Source organism: Sphingopyxis sp. 2PD, assembly GCF_005503695.1.
Lineage (GTDB): Bacteria > Pseudomonadota > Alphaproteobacteria > Sphingomonadales > Sphingomonadaceae > Sphingopyxis.
Map to the genome: position 1 here is coordinate 26,801 of NZ_SCMU01000014.1, position 19,717 is coordinate 46,517.

Genomic DNA, 19,717 nt, shown 5'->3' on the forward strand with positions numbered 1-19,717 from the left:
GGGCGGCCCTTACTCTTTAACGTCGCCCCCGCGAAGGCGGGGGCCGCTGGCGGAACGAACCTCGGTTGATGCCGCCCTGGATCCCCGCCTTCGCGGGGATGACGCAATACGTAAACGGCCCCCGTTACCGGGGGCCGAACGATTACGTCACTTACGAAGACCCAGCTTCGCGATCAGCGCCTGATAGCGGGCCTCGTCCTTCTTCTTCAGATAGTCGAGGAGGCTGCGGCGCTTGTTGACCATCATCAAAAGGCCGCGGCGGCTGTGGTTGTCCTTGTGATGCGCCTTGAAGTGGGCGGTCAGCGTGTTGATGCGGTCGGTCAGGATTGCGACCTGCACTTCCGGCGAACCGGTATCGCCCTTTGCGCGGGCATTGTCGTTGATGACTTCGGTTTTGCGCTCGGCGGTAATCGACATATTCGTTTTTCCTCGAACATCCTTGTTTACAGATTGAAGCCCCGGACGACCTTCAGCGTTCCCGCCAAAGCCTCAATCAGGGCGATCGGACGATCTTGATCGTCCCGTCCCCAATAGAGCCCGTCATCCGTAGCTACCCCGGTCCAGACACGACCCTGACGGATCGCCCCTGCCGCTTCCGGGGAAAGGTTCAGAGCCGGGATGTCGACCAGCCCTGCCTCGAGCGGCAGAAATATCTCTGATTGCGCGGCCCCTTGGCCGAACGCGTTCAATTTGTCCAGCGAAATCGCCTGTGACAGGTCGAACGGCCCGGCTTTGGTGCGGCGAAGCATCGTGACATGCCCGACGGTGCCGACGGCGCGCGCGATGTCGCGGGCAAGGCTGCGGATATAGGTGCCCTTGGAGACGTGAGCGATAAGGGTGATGGATTCGAGATCCTCCCCGGAACGGGGAGGGGGACCATGCGAAGCATGGTGGAGGGGGCTGGCGGCCTCAGCCGACGTCTCAGACCGCCAGCCCCCTCCGTCAGCGCTTCGCGCTGCCGCCTCCCCACAAGTGGGGAGGATTTGGAGCGAATGCACCGTCACCCCCCGCGCCTTCATCTCGACTTCTTCACCCTTGCGCGCGCGATCATAAGCCCGTTCGCCGTCGATCTTGATCGCCGAGTAAGCCGGCGGCACCTGCTCGATCGGCCCGGTGAAGCGCGGCAGCACCGCCTCCGCTTCCGCCAGTGTCGGTCGCACATCGTTTACCGCGACCACTTCGCCCTCGGCATCGAGTCCCGCGGTCTCGGTCCCGAACTTGACGGTAAATTCATAGACTTTGCTGGCGTCGAGCATCCGCCCGCACAGCTTCGTCGCCTCGCCGAGCGCGATCGGCAGCACCCCCGTCGCCAGCGGGTCGAGCGTGCCGCCATGGCCGACCTTCACCTTGCCGAGGCCCGCCTCGCGGCACACGCGCTTCACCGCGCCGACCGCCTGCGTCGAGCCAAGTCCCAGCGGTTTGTCGAGGATGATCCAGCCGTTCAAGCGCGCCCGCTCGCCCATTCGTCGGCCAGCAGCGACCACAGCGCGGTGTCGCGGACATGGCCGGTCCAGGTGATCCGTTCCGACCGCAGCGTCGCCTCCTTGGTACAGCCGAGCTTCGCGACCGCGGCCTGACTGCGCTTATTGCGCTCATCGATGCGAAATTCGATGCGGCGGATACCGGCGGCAAAGGCGTGGTCGATCATCAGCCGCTTCAGGCGCCCGTTGAAGCCGGTACCGCGCGCATTGGGATGGAGATAGCTGTTGCCGATCTCCACCGTCTCGGCCGACCAGTCGGGACGCAGCCACGCGGTCATCCCGACCAGCGTGTCGCCGTCGAAAATCGCATAGGGCATCCGCCCGCCGCCACCGACCAGCGCGTCAAAACTCCGATCGAAATGTTCCCCGCCAAAGCTGGAGGAATAGATCGCCCAGATGTCGTCGTCGGCAGCGCATACCGCGCGCAGCGCCTCGCGATGCGCCTCGGCCAATTTGACGAGCCGCAAATCCCCGTCGGCCAATTCGACATACAGGCGATCGCGGATCATTGGGCGCCCGCGCTCGCGAGCAGGATGGCGAGCCCCACCGACGCGCCGTGCACGCTCTTGGTCTTCTCGACATCGATCCACTCGTCCAGCGCATGCGCGCGTCCGCCCTCGCCGCCCGACCCGATCGTCACCGCCGGAATCCCCAGGCTCATCGGCAGGTTGGCATCGGTCGATGAAAAGGCGGCTCGGGGGGTCAGGCCCAGCGCGCGAATGATCGCATTGGCATTGCGGACAATCGGCTGCGTCGCCGCGGTTTCGCCCGCCGGTCGGTCGCCGATCGGTTTGATATCGGCGGTGATCGCGCCCTCCTTGACCGATCGCGCCGCATTTTCGGTTTCGACACCCTTTTTGACAACCGCGAGGAAGGCTTGCTCCAGCTTGGCAAGCTCGCCCGGATCTTCGGACCGCATGTCGAATTCGATAAAGACCTCGTTGGGGATCGAATTGACCGATGTGCCGCCGCCGGTGACGCTCGCCGCATAGGTCGTCTTGGGCTTCGCAGGGACCGGGATCTTATAGAAATCGACGATCGTCTGGCTCATCGCGGCCATCGGGTTGACCAGCCCGAACGCGCTGAAGCTATGCCCGCCCGGCCCTTTATAGGTGACACGATAGCGCTTCGACCCGACGCCGCCGGTGACGATGCGCGACGGATCGATCCCGTCCATCGAGACAAAGGTCTTCACCCGATCCTTATATTTGCCTTTGGTCAGCAGATAGCGAACCCCGCGCAGATCGCCCGGCCCTTCCTCGCCGACATTGCCGACAAAGATGATGTCCTGCTTCACCCGGACGCCGCTTTCCTTCATCGCGCGCGCATAGGCGAGCAACACCGCCAGGCCGCGCGTGTCGTCGCCGACCCCGGGGGCATGAAGGCGCGTGCCTTCGCGGCGCACCTTGACCGGCGTGCCTTCGGGAAACACCGTGTCGAGATGCGCGGCGATCATCACCGCCGGACCGCCTGCAGGGCCGGTGCCGCGATAGACGCCCATCGCATTGCCTTCCGCATCGATTTCGACATCTGCCAGCCCGGCCTCGATCAACATGTCACGATAGGCAGCGGCGCGGGCGGCCTCCTTGAACGGCGGCGCCGGAATTTCGGTCAGCTTGATGATTTCATCGACCATCCGGTCGTGATCGCGATCGAGGATCCGGACCGCCGACAAATAGCCCTTGGTCTTGAGCACCGCTTCGGGCTTCGGCTGCGATGCGACCTGGACGGGCGCGGCGGCCAGCAGGGCAGCGGCAGTCAGCAACAGCATGTTACGCATGAAAATCCTTTCAAGATAACCAAATTTCTGGCGTGGGCCGGGGATCAGGCGGGCATCCCGGTGGCCGCAGCTTCGCGCCGCTTCGCCATAAAATGCCGCCGACACATCGCCACATAACGGTCGTTGCCGCCAATCTCTGTCTGCGCGCCCTCGACCACCGCACGGCCATTTTCGTCCACGCGCAGGTTCATCGTCGCCTTGCGCCCACATTCGCACACTGCCTTCAATTCGACGAGCGCGTCGGCGATGCCGAGCAGCGCCGCCGAACCCGGGAACAGCTCGGCCGAAAAATCGGTACGCAGTCCATAGCAGAGCACCGGAATGCCGCTTTCGTCGGCAAGCCGCGCCAGTTCCAGCACCTGCGCCCGGGTCAGAAACTGCGCCTCGTCGACCAGCACGCAGGCGAGCGGGCGCTGCGCATGTTCGGCGTTCACCGCCGCCCACAGGTCGCTGTCGGGATCGAACTTATGTGCCTCGGCCATCAACCCGATGCGGCTCGTCACCTGCCCCACGCCATAACGGTCGTCGAGCGCCGCAGTCCACAGCATCGTCTGCATGCCGCGCTCGCGATAGTTGAAATCCGCCTGCAACAGCGTGGTCGATTTGCCCGCATTCATGCTGGCATAATAGAAATAGAGCTTGGCCATGAGGTGCTGCTAGCCTCTCCCCTTGGGAGAGGCAATCGCCCCCCTCTTCGTCATCCCGGCGAAGGCCGGGACCTCGCCCTCTCGCCACGACGCGGCGGCGAGATCCCGGCCTTCGCCGGGATGACGATTTCCTGGAAGGCTGGATCGCTTGACTCACCCCCACCCCACTTTCATGCTGCGCACCAAAGACGCAGCATAAACAGTGGGGAGAGCTGCCATGCGGTTGATGCCGGTGACCGACGCGATGTTCCTCGTCGCCGAAACGCGCGAGACGCCGATGCATGTCGGCGGGGTCAATCTCTACACCCTGCCCGACAAGGTCGACGAGACCGAATGGCTGAACGAGATGCTCGCCTTGCTCCGCCAGCAGGAAGGGCTGCGGCGGCCATTTTCCGAAGTCCTGAAGCTCACCCCGCTCGGCCAATATGGCCCGATCCGGCTGGTCCCCGACAAGGACATCGACATGCATTATCATGTCCGCGCCGCCGCGCTGCCGAAGCCGGGGCGCTATCGCGAGATGTTCGAGCTCGCCTCGCGCCTGCACGGCACCCTGCTCGACCGTACCCGGCCGATGTGGGAAATCACGCTGATCTCGGGGCTGCCGAACCGCCAGATCGCGACCTATTTCAAGATCCACCATGCGTTCATGGACGGCGCCAGCTCGATGCATTTCACCAATGCAATGCTGAGCAACGACAAGAATTACAAACCCACCGCTTCGCCGATGTCGGTCGAAGTCTATGAAGCCTATAAGCGCAAATTCCCGACCGCGAAAAAGGCGCCGACCCCCAGCATCACCGACCTCAAGGCCATCGGCGCCTTTCTGAAGGAGCAATGGGGCAACAGCGTCGGGGTGACCAAGGCCTTGAACCAATATGCGGCGGCGATGTTCGGACTGGGCGGCGGCGACCTTGCAACACCGTGGGCGGGCCTGCCGCGCACCAGCTTCAACCGCAACATCACCGGCGCCCGCCGCTTCGTCGCGCAAAGCTGGTCGCTCGAACGCGTGCGCGCGATGGGCAAGGCGTATGACGGGACAATCAACGATGCCGTGCTCGCCATGTGTTCAGGCGCGATGCGCAAATATCTGCAATCGCTGAACGAACTGCCCGACAAGCCCTTGAAGGCAATGGCGCCGGTGTCGATCCGTGCCAAGGACGACATCGATTCGGGCAATTCGGTCGCCGCGGTCACTGCCAATCTCGCGACGCATATCGACGATCCCGCCGAGCGCATGCGCACGATCCAGGCTTCGATGAACGCGGCGAAGGCGCAGCTGCGCGAGATGACCGCGCAGCAGATCCAGATATACACCGCGATCACGCAAATGCCGCAGATGCTGACCGCGCTCACCCGCACCGCCGACCGATTTCCCGCGTACAGCGTCACCATCTCGAACGTCCCCGGCCCGCGCGAACAGCTCTATTGGAACGGCGCGCGATTGGACGGCATGTATCCCGCGAGCATCCCGGTCGACGGCATGGCGATGAACATCACCCAGGTCAGCAACAACAAGAATATCGACTTCGGCATCACCGCATGCCGCCGCAGCGTGCCGCACGTCCAGCGACTGATCGACTATCTGGAGGATGCGCTGGTCGAACTGGAACAAGCGGCGGGGATCAAGGGAAAATAGATGCCTGCGCCCGGTACATCTTAGCTTTTTACACGCTGGCCGCAGCCGCTTAAATTGCCCCGCGGTAGCAAGCGAGGGGGGATCCGATATGCTGGGCAAATTCGATGCGCTGGACCGGCTGGTCCAGCTGCTGCTGCTGATCGCTGCGATCGGCGCCATCGCCAATGGCGGCTTCATGCTCGTCGATCCGCTCGCCTGGTACGTGTTCATCCCGACCGTCATCACCACCGGGCCACCGAACGCGCATTTCATCCGTGACATCGGCCTCGCCTATGTCGGGTCGGGACTGATCCTGCTCTACGCCGCCGCGCATCCGATCCTGCGCTGGCGCGCTGCGGTCGTCGGTGGACTATGGCTGACGCTGCACGGGCTGCTCCACATCTACGAAGTGCTGGCGGGCATTTGCGGTCCCGCCACATTCTGGGCCGACGCGCCGGGGGTTCTGGGCCATCCGTTGCTCGTCATCGCGGCGCTGGCGATCCTGTTCGCGCGCCAGCGGATCGCCCCCGCGGGCATCCCCGCGCGGCTGTTCGCGCAGGCCGCGGACAAGGCAACCGGCGGCAACAGCCCCTATCTCCCCGACCTGATCGCCGCGCCCGGCCATGCTGCCGAAAAATTCCAGCATTTCATGCCGGTCACCGCGCACCGCCACGCCGCGCCCGCCGACGCCTTCCACGCCGCGCGGATCGGCGCGACGCTCGCTGCCGATTGCGGTCCCTGCGCGCTGATCGCTGCCGAAAGCGCGCTCGGCGACAGTGTCGCGCGCGCCACCGTCAACCGCTTGCTCGCCGGCGACCCGCCCGCCGACCTTGCCGAAGCCTTTGCCTTCGGCGTTGCGATCGGCAGCCACGACCCCGCCGCCGACGCGCATGGCGCGCAGGTCGAAATGCTCTATGGGCGCACCGTCCGCTTCGAAATGGCGCTCACCGCGGCAACGGTCACCGCCTATCCGGCGCTGAAGCGCGGACTCGGCTTCGCGAACAGCTGCGCGCTCCACAAGCTGGAGGTTTGACAGCGACGGCGGCGCGCGACACAGGGCGGACATGACCCTCGCGATCCGCTCCGCCACGCCCGCCGACCTGCCGCTGATCGCGCAGTTCATCCGCGACCTTGCCGACTATGAAAAGCTCGCGCACGAGGTTCGCTTTGACGAGGCAAAGCTTGGCGCCAAGCTGTTCGGCCCGCGCCCTTATGCCGAGGTGCTGATCGGCGAGATCGACGGCGAAGCGCAGGGCTTCGCGCTCTTCTTCCACAATTTCTCGACCTTCGAAGGGCGCCCCGGCATCTATCTCGAGGATCTCTTCGTCCGCCCGACCGCGCGCGGATCGGGGCTCGGCAAGGCGCTGCTCGCGCATCTGGCCGAGCTGTGCGTGACCCGCGACTGCGCGCGGCTCGAATGGAGCGTGCTCGACTGGAACGCGCCCGCGATCGGCTTTTACCAGAGCCTCGGCGCCAGGCTGATGGACGAATGGACCGTCATGCGCGTCGATGGCGACGCACTGACGAAACTCGCCGCGTCCTAGCGACCCGTCATCCCGGATAAGGTCGTAATGACAATGGAGAGCTAGCGGGCCGCCCTTGGCCGCCGCCGTTCCATCGGCGCTTTCGGCAGGTGCAGGTCCGACAATCGCTTCGCCTCGCCCGCCGCGACCCCCAGGTCGGTCAGCACGCGCACCAGCGCATCCGCCGGGGCCACCGCGACATCGGGCGCGACGCCATCGCCTTCCCAATCCTTGCCGGTGACGGGGTCATAGGTTCGCCCGACCGGGATGAACGCTTGGAACCCGCCGCCCAGCTCCTCGCCATAGCCGAAATGATTGGCGCCGCCGGTGGCGCTGCCGACCAGCGTGCCGCGCCCCGTATGCTTCATCGCCAGCGCAAAATGTTCGGCCGCCGACCCACTCGCGCCCGACGTCAGGACAAAGATTTTTGCATCATGCAGTCGCTTGTCGCCATTGGGCGTTGCCCAATGCTCGCGCGCCACCATGCCCGGATCGCCGCCGACTTGGCGCAGCGTCGGAACACCCGCGATCGGCGAGCCGCCCGCCGCATCGACCGAGGCGCGTGTCGCCATCGTCACCAGCCGCGTCGGCTTGTCGAACAGCCACGGGAAAATGACGTCCATCTGGTCGAGACCGCCGCCGCGATGGGTGCGGATGTCAAAGATGATCGCTTGGGCGTCGGCGTGATCGGCCATGAACTTGGCCGCCTGCGCGGTCACCGCCGCGTCCATCGGAAACAGGTTGAAGCGGATATAGGCGATCCCCGGTGCGATCCACCCGGGCTGCTCGACGGGGGGCAGGCTCACCGGCGCCGCGCGCGGCGGGCCGCTCCCCGCTGGCGGCGCGACGGGCGTGCTGCCTTCGGGCGAGCGGACGCGCAAATGGCCATCGGGCGACACCCCATTGACCGTCGCATCGAGCGCTTTCGCCAGCGCGTCGCCCGACAGCGGTGCATAGCGGCCCGACGCCATGGCGGCGCGGATCGCCGCCGCATAGCGTTTGCCGGTGTCGGGATAGACATAATCGCGTTCAAGCAACGCCGCATATTTTTCCGCGATGGCGTTGGCGCCCGCTTCGTCCGCCGCTTGAGCCGGTGCTGCCAGCATCACCGGCGCCAACGCGGCACCGGTCGCCAGCAGCAAGGCGGTGACAATATGCGTCGTCCGAATCATTATCGCTCTCCCGTTCAGCGTAGACCGATCGGCAGTGTATCGTACCAGCAATACAGATCAACTACATTTGTAGTCGATAGTCCAAATCAACGCTTGCGCGCAAACCAGACCAGAAAGATGCCGACCACCGCGAGAACCACCCCGTTGCGCGTCCACGTCGTGTCGCCGAGCATGAAGCTGCTCGCCGGCCAGCGCACGATGTCGAGCCCCTGCAACGCCCACAGCCCGCCGACCAGGATCATCGCGACCCCCAGAATCGCGAAAACGCCCTTCAATGCACCCATGATGACTTCCCCCTAAATGCGCTGCAGTCCGATCAGCGGCCGCAGCCAGCCGATGCTGCGCCCGATCCAATAGAAAAGCCAGCATCCCGTCACCGTCGCCGCGAGCAGAATCAGGAAGGACGGCAGCGCCGCGACCCCGGCGCGGAGCAGATACCAGCCGACAACGACGATGATCGTCTGGTGGATGATGTAAAAGGGAAAGACCGCCTCGGCCAGCATCGCGCGCCGCACATGGTCGCGGTTCCAATATCGGTCGGCGATCCCCAGCAGCGCAATGATCGTCGCCCACCCCTGCACTTGCCGCGCCAGATGATAGAGCAGGATCGCCCAGCCGGGGGCGCGGATGTCGCCGGGCCAGGCCCATTCAATCCAGGCAATAGGCGCAAAGGCGAGCACCGCCAGCACCGCGGCAAGTTTCCAGACCCGCGCCACCGCCTCGAACAATATGGGCCGAACGCGCAGCAGCCAGCCGATCGTGAACGCGACCAGATAGTGGAGATGCGACGGCCCGTCGTCGAACAGCGCATGCGTCTCGTCATGATCGGGAAAGGCCAAATAGATCGCGATCCACAGCAGCATCGGGACGATGAGCAGACCCCATCCGCGCAACCACCGCGCCGCGCCGTCCGACATCCGCGCTCGGGCCGATGCAGGGACAACCGCAATCACCAGCGCCGCAAGCATCGTGTAAACCCACAGATACACGACAAACCACAGATGCTGCCAGGTCGGCAGCGCGATGCCGTCGATGAACTGGAAACCGAAATAATCATATAGCCAGAAATGCAGGAAGCCATGTGGGTAGCCATGCTGCCCCGCCAGATCGATCCACGGCTGCGGCGGGATGATGACGATCACCGCAAAGATCAGCGGGATCAGCAACCGCGCGCTGCGCGACCGCGCGAACGCGCCGCTGCCGCCCAGCTTGGCGAACAGCGCGGCGCTCGCGTAGCCGGACACAAGGAACAGCAACGCCAAGCGCCAGCCGTTCGTCGCGAGCATCGGAATGGTGACCCAATCGAGCGGCTCGGCGATTTTGACGTGCCAGCCCCACGGCACGAAATACATGCCGATATGATAGAGGATCAGCAGCGCGAACGCCCCGATGCGGAGCCAGTCCATGCCGAAATGGCGTTGCGTGGTCATATGCCCTTCCCGAGCCATCCCCTCCCGCAAGCGGGAGGGGCAACGAGGCTTGCCAGCTTGCTGGCTAGCCGCAGTGGGGTGGGCTGGCAACGCCGCGCCATATGCCCACCCCGCTGCGACTAGCGCCTGCTACGCAGGCCCAAGTCTCGCTGCCCCTCCCGTAAACGGGAAGGGAAGTCGCTATTTCACCACCCGCCACGCCAGCTCGGCAAACTCGCACAGGAGCGGCCGTGTATCCCTTGGGTCGATAATGTCCTCGACCCCGAATTTCTCCGCCGTCCGGAACGGGCTGCGCACGCGGTTGAGCCTTTCGCGGATCGCCTCCAGATGCGCCGCCGGATCGTCCGCCGCCTCCAGTTCGCTCTTGTACGCCACCTCGACCCCGCCCTCGATCGGCAGGCTGCCCCAGTCGCCCGACGGCCAGGCGAAGCGATATTGGAAGCGCTCCGCATTCGACATCGCGCTCCCCGCGATGCCATAGGCGCGCCGCACCACCACTGACGCCAGCGGCACGCTCGCGCGATAGATCGCGTTCATCGCCTGCACGCCATAACGGATCGTCCCCGTCCGCTCGGCCTCGCCGCCGATCATGAAACCCGGATTGTCGACCAGATGCACGATCGGCAGCCGGAACTGGTCGGCCAGTTTGACGAAGCGTTCGGCCTTCTCGCTCGTCTTCGCGTCCCACGACCCGCCGAGGTACGACGGATCGCTCGCGAGGACCGCAACCGGATAGCCGTCGAGGCGCGCGAACGCGGTAATCACCGCCCGCCCCCAGCGCGCGCCCATCTCGAAGAAACTGCCCTGATCGAACACGGCAGTCGCGATGCGCCGCATCGAATAAACCTGCTTCGCCTCGCGCGGCACGACCGACAACAGGCTCTCGTCGCGGCGATCGACGGGATCGCTGCACGGCCTACGCTCGGCCCGGTCATCGATCGACGAGGGCAGATAGGAGAGGAACCGCCGCGCCGCCGCAAAGGCCTCCGCCTCGCTCGCCACCTCATCATCGACGACGCCGTTGCGCGTATGGACGTCGCTGCCGCCCAGCTCCTCGCGATCGAGCGTATCGCCGATCGCCGCCGCGACCGCCGGTCCTGCTGCGAACAGCTGCGACAGCCCGCGCACCATGATGCTGTAGTGGCTCGCCACCACCCGCGCCGCGCCCAGCCCTGCCGTCGGCCCCAGCGCCAACGCCACGACCGGCACCGTGTCGAGGTTGGCGATGATCTGGTCCCAGCCGGGCACATGCGGAATATAGGTATAGCCCATATCCTCCAGCGTCTTGACCGACCCGCCGCCACCGGTGCCGTCGATCATGCGAATGAGCGGCAGGCGATATTCATGCGCCATCGCCTCGCACTGGATGAATTTGCGGTGCAGCGCCGCATCGGCCGCGCCGCCGCGCACGGTGAAATCGTCGGCGCTGGCGACCACCGGCCGCCCGTCGATATTCGCGCGTCCGAAAATGAAATTGCTGGCCGCAAGGTCTTCGAGTTCGCCGTCAGCGCCATAAGTTCCGCGCCCCGCGATCTTGCCGATCTCGCGAAAGCTGCCCGGATCGACAATCGCGGCGAGCCGCGCCCGCGCATCCAGCTTGCCGCGCCCATGCTGGCGCGCGACCTTTTCTTCGCCGCCCATCCTCTCGGCCATCGCGCCCCGCGCGGCGAGTTCGTCGATCTCTTTTTCCCAGCTCATGGGCGGGAGGCTATCTTACGTTGACGGAAACGTCATCCGAAACCTATCGTCCAGACATGACGCGTCCGATCACCCTCGCCCTCGCCGCCGCGATGCTCGCAACATCGCCCGCCAGTGCCGCCGAACCACGCACGCTCCCCGGCGTCGAAGATCCGTATAAAAGCACCGCCTTCATCGCCGATCCAATGCCGGCGATCGACGCTGCGCTCGCTACGGCCAAACAATCGGGCAAACCCGTCCTGCTCGTCATGGGCACTGGCGGCTGCCACGACAGCGCCTGGCTCGCGAACCTCATCGCCACCGACCGCTTCGCCCCCGTCCGCGCGCGCTACGAGATCATCTACGCCGATATCGGCATGCCGCACGTCCGCGGCTGGGGCCGCAATCCCGAGGTTGCCAAGCGGTTCCGCTTCAAGATCAAGGGCACCCCGACCGTCGCGATCCTCGACGCCGATGGCCGCGTCCTCAACCGCAAGGCCGCCCCCAAATGGCGCAACGCCGCGAGCCGCAGCGATGACGAAATCTACAACGAACTGATGGGTTAGGGAGAGCGACATGGCCGACATGAACCTTGCGGGGCGCGTCGCGCTCGTCACCGGCGCCTCGCGCGGGATCGGCCGCGGCATCGCGATCGGCCTCGCCGAAGCGGGCGCCGACGTCGCGGTCAATTACACCCGCGGCGAGGAAGCCGCCGCCGAAACCGTCGCCGCGATCGAGGCGCTCGGCCGCAAGGCCAAGGCCTATCAAGCGTCGGTCACCGACGAGGCCGCCTGCGCCGCAATGGTCGCCGCTATCGAGGCCGACTTCGGGGCGATGTCGATCCTGATCAACAACGCGGGCATCGCGAGCCGCGGGCTGTCGGTCGCCGACACGACCCCCGAAGAAGTCGACAAGCTTTTCGCCGTCCACGCCGCGGGGCCGCATCGGTTGAGCCGCCTCGCGCTGCCGCAGCTGCGCACCCACGCCCGCAGCGACATCATCGTCATTTCCAGCATCGCCACCTATGTGAACTCGCCCAACGGCGCGCCCTACACGATGGCGAAGGCGGCAGGCGAAGCCCTCGCGCTCACCCTCGCCAAGGAGGAGCTGAAAAACGGCGTCCGCGTCAACATCGTCGCCCCCGCGCTCACCGTCAGCGACATGGGCGAAAAGCTGTCGCGCGCGATCACCGGCAATGCCGACATCCACCACCTCGACACCAAAATGCCCTTCGGCCGCGTCGCCGTCCCCGCCGACGTCGCCGCGGCGGTGGTCTGGTTCGTCTCGGGCGCGAACAGCTATTGCTCGGGCCAGAAACTCAACATCGATGGCGCGGGGCAAGCGACGTTTCGATAATCGCTTCATTATGGATATTAAATATCCCGTACTGTCATTGAGAGTCTTCTTCTGATGATTTATTCCTGCCCAGTGGTATGGGGAGGATATTTCCATGAGCACGCGCCCAGAACTTGGATCGACGCTCAACTTGCAGATCGATCATATTCCCGAAGGCAGGCCAAATCGTTCCGGTTCTCCATTGCGACCGGAATTCATCACAGTGCACAATACCGACAACAGAGGAAAAACAGCTGATGCCGAGGCGCACTCCCGGTTTCTGAAGAACACGGGCTATTATGTTCACAATGGTAGCAAGCGCTGGGTGTCGTGGCACTACACGGTCGATCATGACAGCTGCGTGCGCCATCTTCCCCTTAACGAGGTCGGTTGGCATGCCGGAAGCAGCTTGGGAAACTCGAGCAGTATCGGCATTGAAATCTGCATGAACGACGCCCTGAATCAGGACATGGCATTCGACAGGGCACAGCGGCTCATCGCTTGTTTGTGCTATGATCTTGGTTTCGATCCCAAAATGGTGGTTAAGCCGCATATGCACTGGTCGGGCAAACTATGCCCATCTCTTCTTCTGACCAACGGCAAGCTGGGCGCAAAATGGGCTAACTTCATCGTCGGTATTCAGGGCTATCTTGACGATATTAGTGACCCGGTGGGAGTTTAACTTCCTACCCGACCGATCCGCCCGGCCAAATTGACGATCCGCCTGCGGGGCTGTTGGTCGGTAAGCCCTCCTCCAATGCTGCGGCCTCAGATAGAAGCGGGCCGATGCGCCCCGATTCGCCCTCTCCCGTCATCCCCTTCCTCATCGCCTGCGCGGGGATCGCGACCTTTTCCGCGATGGACGTGCTGATGAAGGGGCTGTCGATCGACATCGGCGCCTATAACGCGGTGCTGTGGCGCACCGGCGCGGGGACAATCCTCAGCGGCGCGCTCTATTTCGCCTCGCGCCCCGCGATGCCCGACCGCGCGACACTCCGCATCCACGCGGTGCGCTCGCTGTTCGTCGCGGGCATGGCGGTCAGCTTTTTCTGGGCGCTCGCGCGGCTGCCGATGGCCGAGGCGATCGCGATCGCCTTCATCGCGCCGCTCGTCACGCTCTACATGGCGGCGATCTTTCTCGGCGAAAAGATCGGCCCGCGCTCGATCCTCGCCTCGCTGCTCGGCCTCGGCGGGGTGCTGGTGATCGTCGCGGGCAAGCTTGGCCGCGGCGACTATGCGTCCGAAGCCTTGTGGGCGGTCGGTGCGGTAGTCGGCTCGGCGCTGCTCTATGCCTATAACCTCATCCTCGCGCGGCGGCAGGCGAAGATGGCCGAACCGATGGAAATCGCCTTTTTCCAGAACGGCTTCGTCGCACTGATCCTCGCGCTCGGCGCCCCGTGGTTCCTCGCCGTCCCCGGCAGCGACCAGACGCTGCCGATCGTCGGCGCCGCCTTTCTTGCGGTCGCCTCGCTCTTGCTGCTCAGCTGGGCCTACGCCCGCGCCGAGGCGCAGATCCTCGCGACCACCGAATATACGGGCTTCCTGTGGGCGATGCTGTTCGGCTGGATGTTCTTCGACGAAGCGGTGACCTGGCCGACGATCTCTGGCGCGGCGCTGATCGTGATCGGCTGCCTGATCGTGGCGAGGAAGACGCCGCAGCTCGACCCGGTCGAACCGGCGGCGGCTTGAGAAGAATAGTTCGCACGAAGACACAAAGACACGAAGCCGTCGGCAATAGCCCCCCATTCGCTTGCCGATTGCGCGAAGCGCCTTTCGTATAAATCGCCTGCGGCGATAAGCGGACTGAAGAACGGCGACCCGACATCTTCGTGCCTTTGTGTCTTTGTGCGAACCAAATATCACACCGCCGCGCGCGAAAGCCGGTCGTTGATCGCCGCGCCCAACCCCTCGGCAGGGATCGCCGCAACGGCAATCCGCGTCTTCGCGCTCGCCGCCCCGGCGTGCAGCGCATCGAATAGCCGCGCCGCCGCTTCGGTCAGATCGCCCGCCGCGCTCAAATCATAATCGCCCCGAACCGCACCAAATCCGATCCCGAACTCGTCCTCCGCAAAATCCGTTGCCTCCAGCCGCACCGGCTTGCCCGGCGCATAATGGCTTGCCAGCATCCCCGGCGCGACAATCTCGGCTCCCTTGACCCCCATCACGGGAAGCCCGCTCGCTTCGCCTAGCATCGCCGCGGTCACCGGCCCCGGCCGCAGCACCTCGACCGCGCCCTCATTCACGCGCGCGATCGTCGATTCGACCCCTGCCGTCGTCGGCCCGTCGTCGATCACCAGCGCAATCCGCCCGTCCAGCGTCGCGAGCACATGGCTTGCCCTCGTCGGGCTGACCCCGCCGCTCGCATTGGCACTGGGCGCCGCCAAAGGCGCCCCGCTCGCCGCCAGCAAGGCCTGCATCGCGCGATGCCCGGGCACCCTGAGCGCGATCGTCGCCAGCCCCGCTGTCGCGATGCTCGCCACCGGGCAGTCGTCCGTACGCGGCACGACCAGCGTCAGCGGCCCCGGCCAGAAAAGCGTCGCCAGCGCCCGTTCGGCCGCGCCGAACACCCCCAAAAGCTCCGCCGCCGCCAGATCGGGCACATGCACGATCAACGGATTGAAATCGGGTCGCCCCTTCGCCGCATAGATGCGCGCCACCGCCGCCGCGTTGCGCGCATCGGCGGCGAGTCCGTAAACCGTCTCGGTCGGCACCGCGACGGGCTGTCCCGCCGCGACCAGCGCCGCCGCTTCGGCGATAGCTTTACTATCGAACGCGCGAGCCAGCGTGGGATTTGAGGCATGGGCCATGCCGCGCTATAGCGCCCGCGCAACGAGATTCATCAAGAAAGTCGGCCATCGCATGACCTATACGCCGCCCACCACCGAACAGCTCTTCGTCCTCAATCACATCGCGCGCATCGACGCGATGGCGCAGCATGATCGTTTCGCCGATGCGACCCCCGACATGGTCGAGGCGATCGTCACCGGCATCGGCGAGTTCGCGGCCGAGGTGTACGCGCCGCTGAACCGCGTCGGCGACGTCCACAACCCCAAGTGGGAAGACGGCAAGGTCACCATGCCCCCGGGGTTCAAGGAAGCGTACCAACAGTTTGTCAATGCCGGCTGGGGCAGCATCGACGGGCCGACCGAATATGGCGGCCAAGGCCTGCCCTTCACCCTCGCGACCGTGATCATCGAGGCGCTGGGCAGCGCCGACATGGGCTTTACCCTCTGCAACATCCTGACCCCCGGCGCGATCCACGCGCTGATGGCCTATGGCACCGAGGAGCAGCGCCAGACCTGGCTCCCCAAGCTGGTGTCGGGCGCGTGGAACGGCACGATGAACCTGACCGAACCCGCCGCGGGCAGCGACGTCGGTGCGCTGCGCTCGACGGCGGAAAAGGTCACCGAAGGCCCCAACGCGGGCCTCTACCGGATCAAGGGTCAGAAGATCTTCATCACCTTCGGCGAGCATGACCTCACCGACAATATCGTCCATCTCGTCCTCGCGCGCACCCCCGGCGCGCCCGAGGGGACGCGCGGCATCTCGCTGTTCCTCGTCCCCAAATATCGCCTCGACGCGAACGGCAATCCGACGATTTCGAACGGCGTCCATTGCGCCTCGATCGAGCACAAGCTCGGCATCCACGGCTCGCCGACCGCGGTGATGGTCTATGGCGAGGGCGAAGACTGCCTCGGCGAAATCGTCGGCGACGAAATGGGCGGGATGCGCGCGATGTTCGTGATGATGAACAATGCGCGGCTGATGGTCGGTTGCCAGGGCGTCCAGATCGCCGAACGCGCGACCCAGCAGGCGCAGCGCTTTGCCGCCGAGCGCGTCCAGTCGTCGCTCGCGGGTTCGCCCGACCGCACCCCGGTGACGATCGACGAGCACCCCGACGTGCGCCGCATGCTGTGGCGGATGCGCGCCCAGACCGAAGCCGCGCGCGCGCTCACCTATTACGCCGCGGCGCAGACCGATTTCGGCAAATTGGGCGACGAGGACGCGGCGATGCGCGCCGAAGTGCTGATCCCGTTGGTCAAGGCGCACGCCACCGACATCGGCTGCGAGGTCGCCAGCCTCGGCATCCAGGTCCATGGCGGCATGGGCTTCATCGAGGAAACCGGCGCTGCACAGCATTATCGCGACGCGCGCATCGCCCCGATCTACGAAGGCACCAATGGCATTCAGGCGGCCGATCTCGTCGGGCGCAAGCTCGGCATGGCGGGTGGCGACCTCGTCCGCGGGTTGATCGACGACATCACCGATGCCGCCACCGATTTCGCCGAGCTTCAGCAGCTTGCCCATGCGTGCCGTGCCGTGACCGACAGGATGGTCGATGCGAAGACCGCCGACCGGCTCGCGGGCAGCTACCCCTATCTGACCATGCTCGCGACCGCGACCTGCGGCTGGCTGATGGCGCTTCAGCATCGCGCGGCGAAAATCGCGCTCGACGAGGGCAGCGGCGACCGCGCCTTCCTCGAAGCCAAGCTCGCGTCGACGCATTTTTACCTGGCCCAAATCGTCCCCGCGGCGATCGGCCTGGCACCGTCGGCGCTGGCCGGCGACGCCGTGCTGGCTCCGCTCCCGAAACTCGCCTGAATCCGGCGGATTCAAGCCGGTTTCGGGCGCCTCGACCCCGGCAAGAATTTGTTCATGATTAACGCGATGATAACCATCTGAGACTAGGCACATCCGGCAATTGCTGGAGACGTGCGTGCCCATCCCGGTCAAAAGTCTGATCATCAGCTGGCGCACGATCGCCTTGGCGTTGATTCTCAGCCTGATCGTCGGCGTCAGCGGTGCGGGCGAACTGCCCGATCGGCTGATCTCGATGGCGACCAGCCGCCTTGCTGCGCGTGCGGTATCCGGCGAGACGGTCGTTGTCGCGCTCGACGACAAGACGTTGCAGGCGGTCGGCAATCAGGATTTCGCCATCAAGCACCATATGCAATTGGTGCGCGCCATCGACGCATCGCCGGCGAAGCGCCTGTTCGTCGATTTTTCCTACGCACGCCGAACCGAGGATCGGGATTTTCCCGAATTTGCCGCAGCGGTGCGCCAGATGGGCGACCGCATCATCCTCGCGGTACCGTCCGCCGACTTCGCCGGAACCACGGCGACGATGTTGCGGTGGCCCGATCCCCGTTTCGGCAACCAAACCAAGCGCGGTTTCATCGGCTGGGAGTATGAATTCTGGCAAGTGTGGAAAGTGCCGTTCGCGGTAAACGCAGACGGCCGCGTCTTGCCCAGCTTTGCCGCACTGCTGGCAAATCGCCCGCTTGATGCTCCCGGCCAATTCGCCCTCGACCTGTCCTACGACCCGGACACGATCACCCAATATAGCGCGATCGACGTCATGACGGGCAAGCTCGACCCGGAACTTCTCCGCGACAAAGATGTGATCTTTGCCTCGGCGTCGGCGGCCTTGCCTGACCAGCATTATCTGCCCGGCCATGACCAGGTTCATGGCGCCTATATCCATTTGATCGCGGGAGAGGCACTCAAGCGTGGGCAGCCGGTCGATATCGGCTGGCTCCCGGCCCTTGCCGTCAGCTTCCTCGCCATGCTTGCCGCGCTCGTGTGGCGAAACGGGCGGTGGCAGGGCGTGGCGGCCGGGGTGATCACCGCGGCGCTGTTGGTCGTCAAAGCGGTCGGCAGCCTCTCGCTCGTCACGATCCACATCGGCGCGGCCTGTTTCCTGATTGCGGCGATAAGTGCCAACGTCGCGCGCACCCGTCGCCGCTCGTCTGCGCAGCGCGAAAATCCCGTATCCGGCCTGCCCAATTTCGAAGCGCTGCGTACCCAGGCTCCCTTCGGCAGCGCGACCGTTATCGCTGCCAAGGTGGTCAATTTCGAGGATCTCGCCGCCTTCATTCCAGGCGACGGCATCGGCAAGCTGGTCGAACAGGTCACCCGCCGCCTGCAACTGGCGTCGCAGGGGACCACGCTGCACCACGATCTCGACGGCACCTTCGCCTGGCTCGTCCCCTATTATCAGCACAGCCAGATCGAAGGGCAGCTGGCAGGCCTCGCCGCGCTATTCAACGCGCCGCTCACGATCGGCGAATTGCGCGTCGATGTCGCGATCGCCTTCGGGGTCAACGACGAGTTCGAAGGATCGAACGCGCAGCGCCTCGCCGCCGCGCTGGTCGCCGCCGAACGCGCGATCCGTACGCGCGCGCTGTGGACCAAATATGTCCCGCGGCAAAAGGACGATGCCGGCTGGCAATTGTCCTTCCACTCGCAGCTCGAAGATGCGCTGACCGGGGGCGACATCTGGGTCGCGTTCCAGCCGCAATATGCCATCGCGACGGGCAAGCTGGTCGGGGTCGAGGCGCTCGCGCGCTGGACCCACCCGACGCGCGGCCCGATCCCGCCCGACGAATTCATCGTTCAGGCCGAAAAGAGCCAGGACATCTACCGCCTGACCCTGTTCGTCATGGATCAGGCGATCCGCTCGGCGGCGCAGCTTCACGAGCGCGGTCACCGGATCAATATGTCGGTCAACCTGTCGGCGACGCTGCTCGACCATAATGATCTGGTCGGGACGATCCGTGTCATGCTGACCGCGCATCATCTGCCGCCCGAGATATTGACGATCGAGATTACCGAAACCGCGCAGATCGAAAACAGCCGCCAGGCGCGCCAGACGCTCGCGCAGCTCCGTCGCACGGGCATCCGGCTGTCGATCGACGATTATGGCACGGGGCAGTCAAATCTCGAATATCTGACCGAAATCGAGGCCGACGAAATCAAGATCGACAAGCGATTCGTGATGACCATGCGCGATTCGCAGCGCAACCTCGAAGTCGTTAAGTCGACCATTGACCTAGCACATCGCCTGGGCGCCGTAGCGGTCGCCGAAGGCATCGAAGATGCCGAAACCATGACGCTGCTCGGCCAGCTCGGCTGCGACGTTGGTCAGGGTTATCATCTTGGAAAACCGCAATTGTTTTCCGAGCTCACCGCGACCCTTGCTGCACCGCAACAAAACCGTACCGGATAGCTGCCATATTGGTGGCAATTTTATGGTTAAGACTCGATTTACCTTACC

19 protein-coding genes are annotated in these 19,717 nt (G+C 65.0%); 9 read left to right on the forward strand and 10 right to left on the reverse strand.

Annotated elements, in window-relative coordinates; all coding sequences use genetic code 11:
- Positions 1-147 precede the first annotated feature (147 nt).
- Genes rpsO through FFS18_RS11175 form a run of 5 tightly spaced genes read right to left on the reverse strand, consistent with a single transcriptional unit; the run spans position 148 to position 3,908 of the window.
- On the reverse strand, positions 148-417 hold the full coding sequence (rpsO, locus tag FFS18_RS11155) for a 30S ribosomal protein S15 (RefSeq protein WP_120217156.1): 270 nt from the start codon (positions 415-417) through the stop codon (positions 148-150).
- A 26-nt stretch (positions 418-443) separates the two neighbouring features.
- Positions 444-1,463, reverse strand: coding sequence for a tRNA pseudouridine(55) synthase TruB (gene truB / locus FFS18_RS11160; RefSeq protein WP_137870884.1), 1,020 nt, complete (start codon positions 1,461-1,463; stop codon positions 444-446).
- Entirely contained in the window at positions 1,442-1,990 is a 549-nt protein-coding gene (locus FFS18_RS11165) for a GNAT family N-acetyltransferase (RefSeq protein ID WP_137870885.1), read from the reverse strand. Before FFS18_RS11165 ends, truB begins: the two co-directional genes overlap by 22 nt.
- Positions 1,987-3,261 carry a M20/M25/M40 family metallo-hydrolase gene (locus FFS18_RS11170; protein WP_171005291.1) on the reverse strand — a complete coding sequence of 425 codons (1,275 nt, stop codon included), beginning with the start codon at positions 3,259-3,261 and terminating at the stop codon, positions 1,987-1,989. Before FFS18_RS11170 ends, FFS18_RS11165 begins: the two co-directional genes overlap by 4 nt.
- Before the next feature lie 44 nt (positions 3,262-3,305).
- Positions 3,306-3,908: a thymidine kinase gene (locus tag FFS18_RS11175; protein WP_137870886.1), complete on the reverse strand. Its 603-nt coding sequence runs from the start codon at positions 3,906-3,908 to the stop codon at positions 3,306-3,308.
- 217 nt (positions 3,909-4,125) lie between these two features.
- On the opposite strand from FFS18_RS11175, the gene FFS18_RS11185 reads away from it, so the two are divergent.
- The 3 genes from FFS18_RS11185 (at position 4,126) to FFS18_RS11195 (ending at position 7,067) form a co-directional block, all read left to right on the forward strand.
- Positions 4,126-5,544, forward strand: a complete 1,419-nt coding sequence (locus FFS18_RS11185) for a WS/DGAT/MGAT family O-acyltransferase (protein WP_137870887.1) — start codon at positions 4,126-4,128, stop codon at positions 5,542-5,544.
- Between the two features lie 88 nt (positions 5,545-5,632).
- The gene (locus FFS18_RS11190) at positions 5,633-6,556 is read left to right on the forward strand and encodes a hypothetical protein (RefSeq protein ID WP_137870888.1); all 924 of its coding nucleotides are present in this window, start codon (positions 5,633-5,635) and stop codon (positions 6,554-6,556) included.
- 31 nt (positions 6,557-6,587) lie between these two features.
- Positions 6,588-7,067: a GNAT family N-acetyltransferase gene (locus FFS18_RS11195; RefSeq protein WP_137870889.1), complete on the forward strand. Its 480-nt coding sequence runs from the start codon at positions 6,588-6,590 to the stop codon at positions 7,065-7,067.
- A gap of 41 nt (positions 7,068-7,108) precedes the next feature.
- Here FFS18_RS11195 and FFS18_RS11200 read toward each other — a convergent pair whose 3' ends face one another.
- The 4 genes from FFS18_RS11200 to FFS18_RS11215 form a co-directional block, all read right to left on the reverse strand.
- Positions 7,109-8,218 (reverse strand): S41 family peptidase, encoded by a 1,110-nt coding sequence (locus tag FFS18_RS11200; RefSeq protein ID WP_137870890.1) that lies wholly within the window; start codon positions 8,216-8,218, stop codon positions 7,109-7,111.
- Between the two features lie 86 nt (positions 8,219-8,304).
- Positions 8,305-8,502, reverse strand: a complete 198-nt coding sequence (locus FFS18_RS11205; protein WP_137870891.1) for a hypothetical protein — start codon at positions 8,500-8,502, stop codon at positions 8,305-8,307.
- A 12-nt stretch (positions 8,503-8,514) separates the two neighbouring features.
- Complete coding sequence (locus tag FFS18_RS11210) at positions 8,515-9,648, reverse strand: acyltransferase family protein (protein WP_137870892.1); 1,134 nt, start codon at positions 9,646-9,648, stop codon at positions 8,515-8,517.
- Between the two features lie 180 nt (positions 9,649-9,828).
- On the reverse strand, positions 9,829-11,346 hold the full coding sequence (locus tag FFS18_RS11215; protein WP_137870893.1) for an acyl-CoA carboxylase subunit beta: 1,518 nt from the start codon (positions 11,344-11,346) through the stop codon (positions 9,829-9,831).
- Positions 11,347-11,402: 56 nt separating this feature from the next.
- Here FFS18_RS11215 and FFS18_RS11220 point away from each other — a divergent pair, with 56 nt between their 5' ends.
- From FFS18_RS11220 to FFS18_RS11235, 4 genes are all read left to right on the forward strand, one after another.
- Positions 11,403-11,891, forward strand: coding sequence for a thioredoxin family protein (locus tag FFS18_RS11220; protein WP_137870894.1), 489 nt, complete (start codon positions 11,403-11,405; stop codon positions 11,889-11,891).
- A gap of 10 nt (positions 11,892-11,901) precedes the next feature.
- Positions 11,902-12,681: an SDR family NAD(P)-dependent oxidoreductase gene (locus tag FFS18_RS11225; RefSeq protein ID WP_137870895.1), complete on the forward strand. Its 780-nt coding sequence runs from the start codon at positions 11,902-11,904 to the stop codon at positions 12,679-12,681.
- 94 nt (positions 12,682-12,775) lie between these two features.
- The gene (locus FFS18_RS11230; protein WP_137870896.1) at positions 12,776-13,342 is read left to right on the forward strand and encodes a peptidoglycan recognition protein family protein; all 567 of its coding nucleotides are present in this window, start codon (positions 12,776-12,778) and stop codon (positions 13,340-13,342) included.
- Positions 13,343-13,446: 104 nt separating this feature from the next.
- Positions 13,447-14,349, forward strand: coding sequence for a DMT family transporter (locus FFS18_RS11235; RefSeq protein ID WP_137870897.1), 903 nt, complete (start codon positions 13,447-13,449; stop codon positions 14,347-14,349).
- Between the two features lie 170 nt (positions 14,350-14,519).
- On the opposite strand, the gene FFS18_RS11240 is transcribed toward FFS18_RS11235, so the two are convergent.
- A complete protein-coding gene (locus FFS18_RS11240) occupies positions 14,520-15,467 on the reverse strand; it encodes an L-threonylcarbamoyladenylate synthase (RefSeq protein ID WP_137870898.1) in 948 nt (315 codons plus the stop codon).
- Between the two features lie 52 nt (positions 15,468-15,519).
- Between FFS18_RS11240 and FFS18_RS11245 the strand changes: the two genes are divergently transcribed.
- Both FFS18_RS11245 and FFS18_RS11250 read left to right on the forward strand, forming a co-directional pair.
- The gene (locus FFS18_RS11245) at positions 15,520-17,262 is read left to right on the forward strand and encodes an acyl-CoA dehydrogenase (protein WP_137870913.1); all 1,743 of its coding nucleotides are present in this window, start codon (positions 15,520-15,522) and stop codon (positions 17,260-17,262) included.
- 115 nt (positions 17,263-17,377) lie between these two features.
- A complete protein-coding gene (locus FFS18_RS11250) occupies positions 17,378-19,669 on the forward strand; it encodes an EAL domain-containing protein (RefSeq protein WP_137870899.1) in 2,292 nt (763 codons plus the stop codon).
- Positions 19,670-19,717 lie beyond the last annotated feature (48 nt).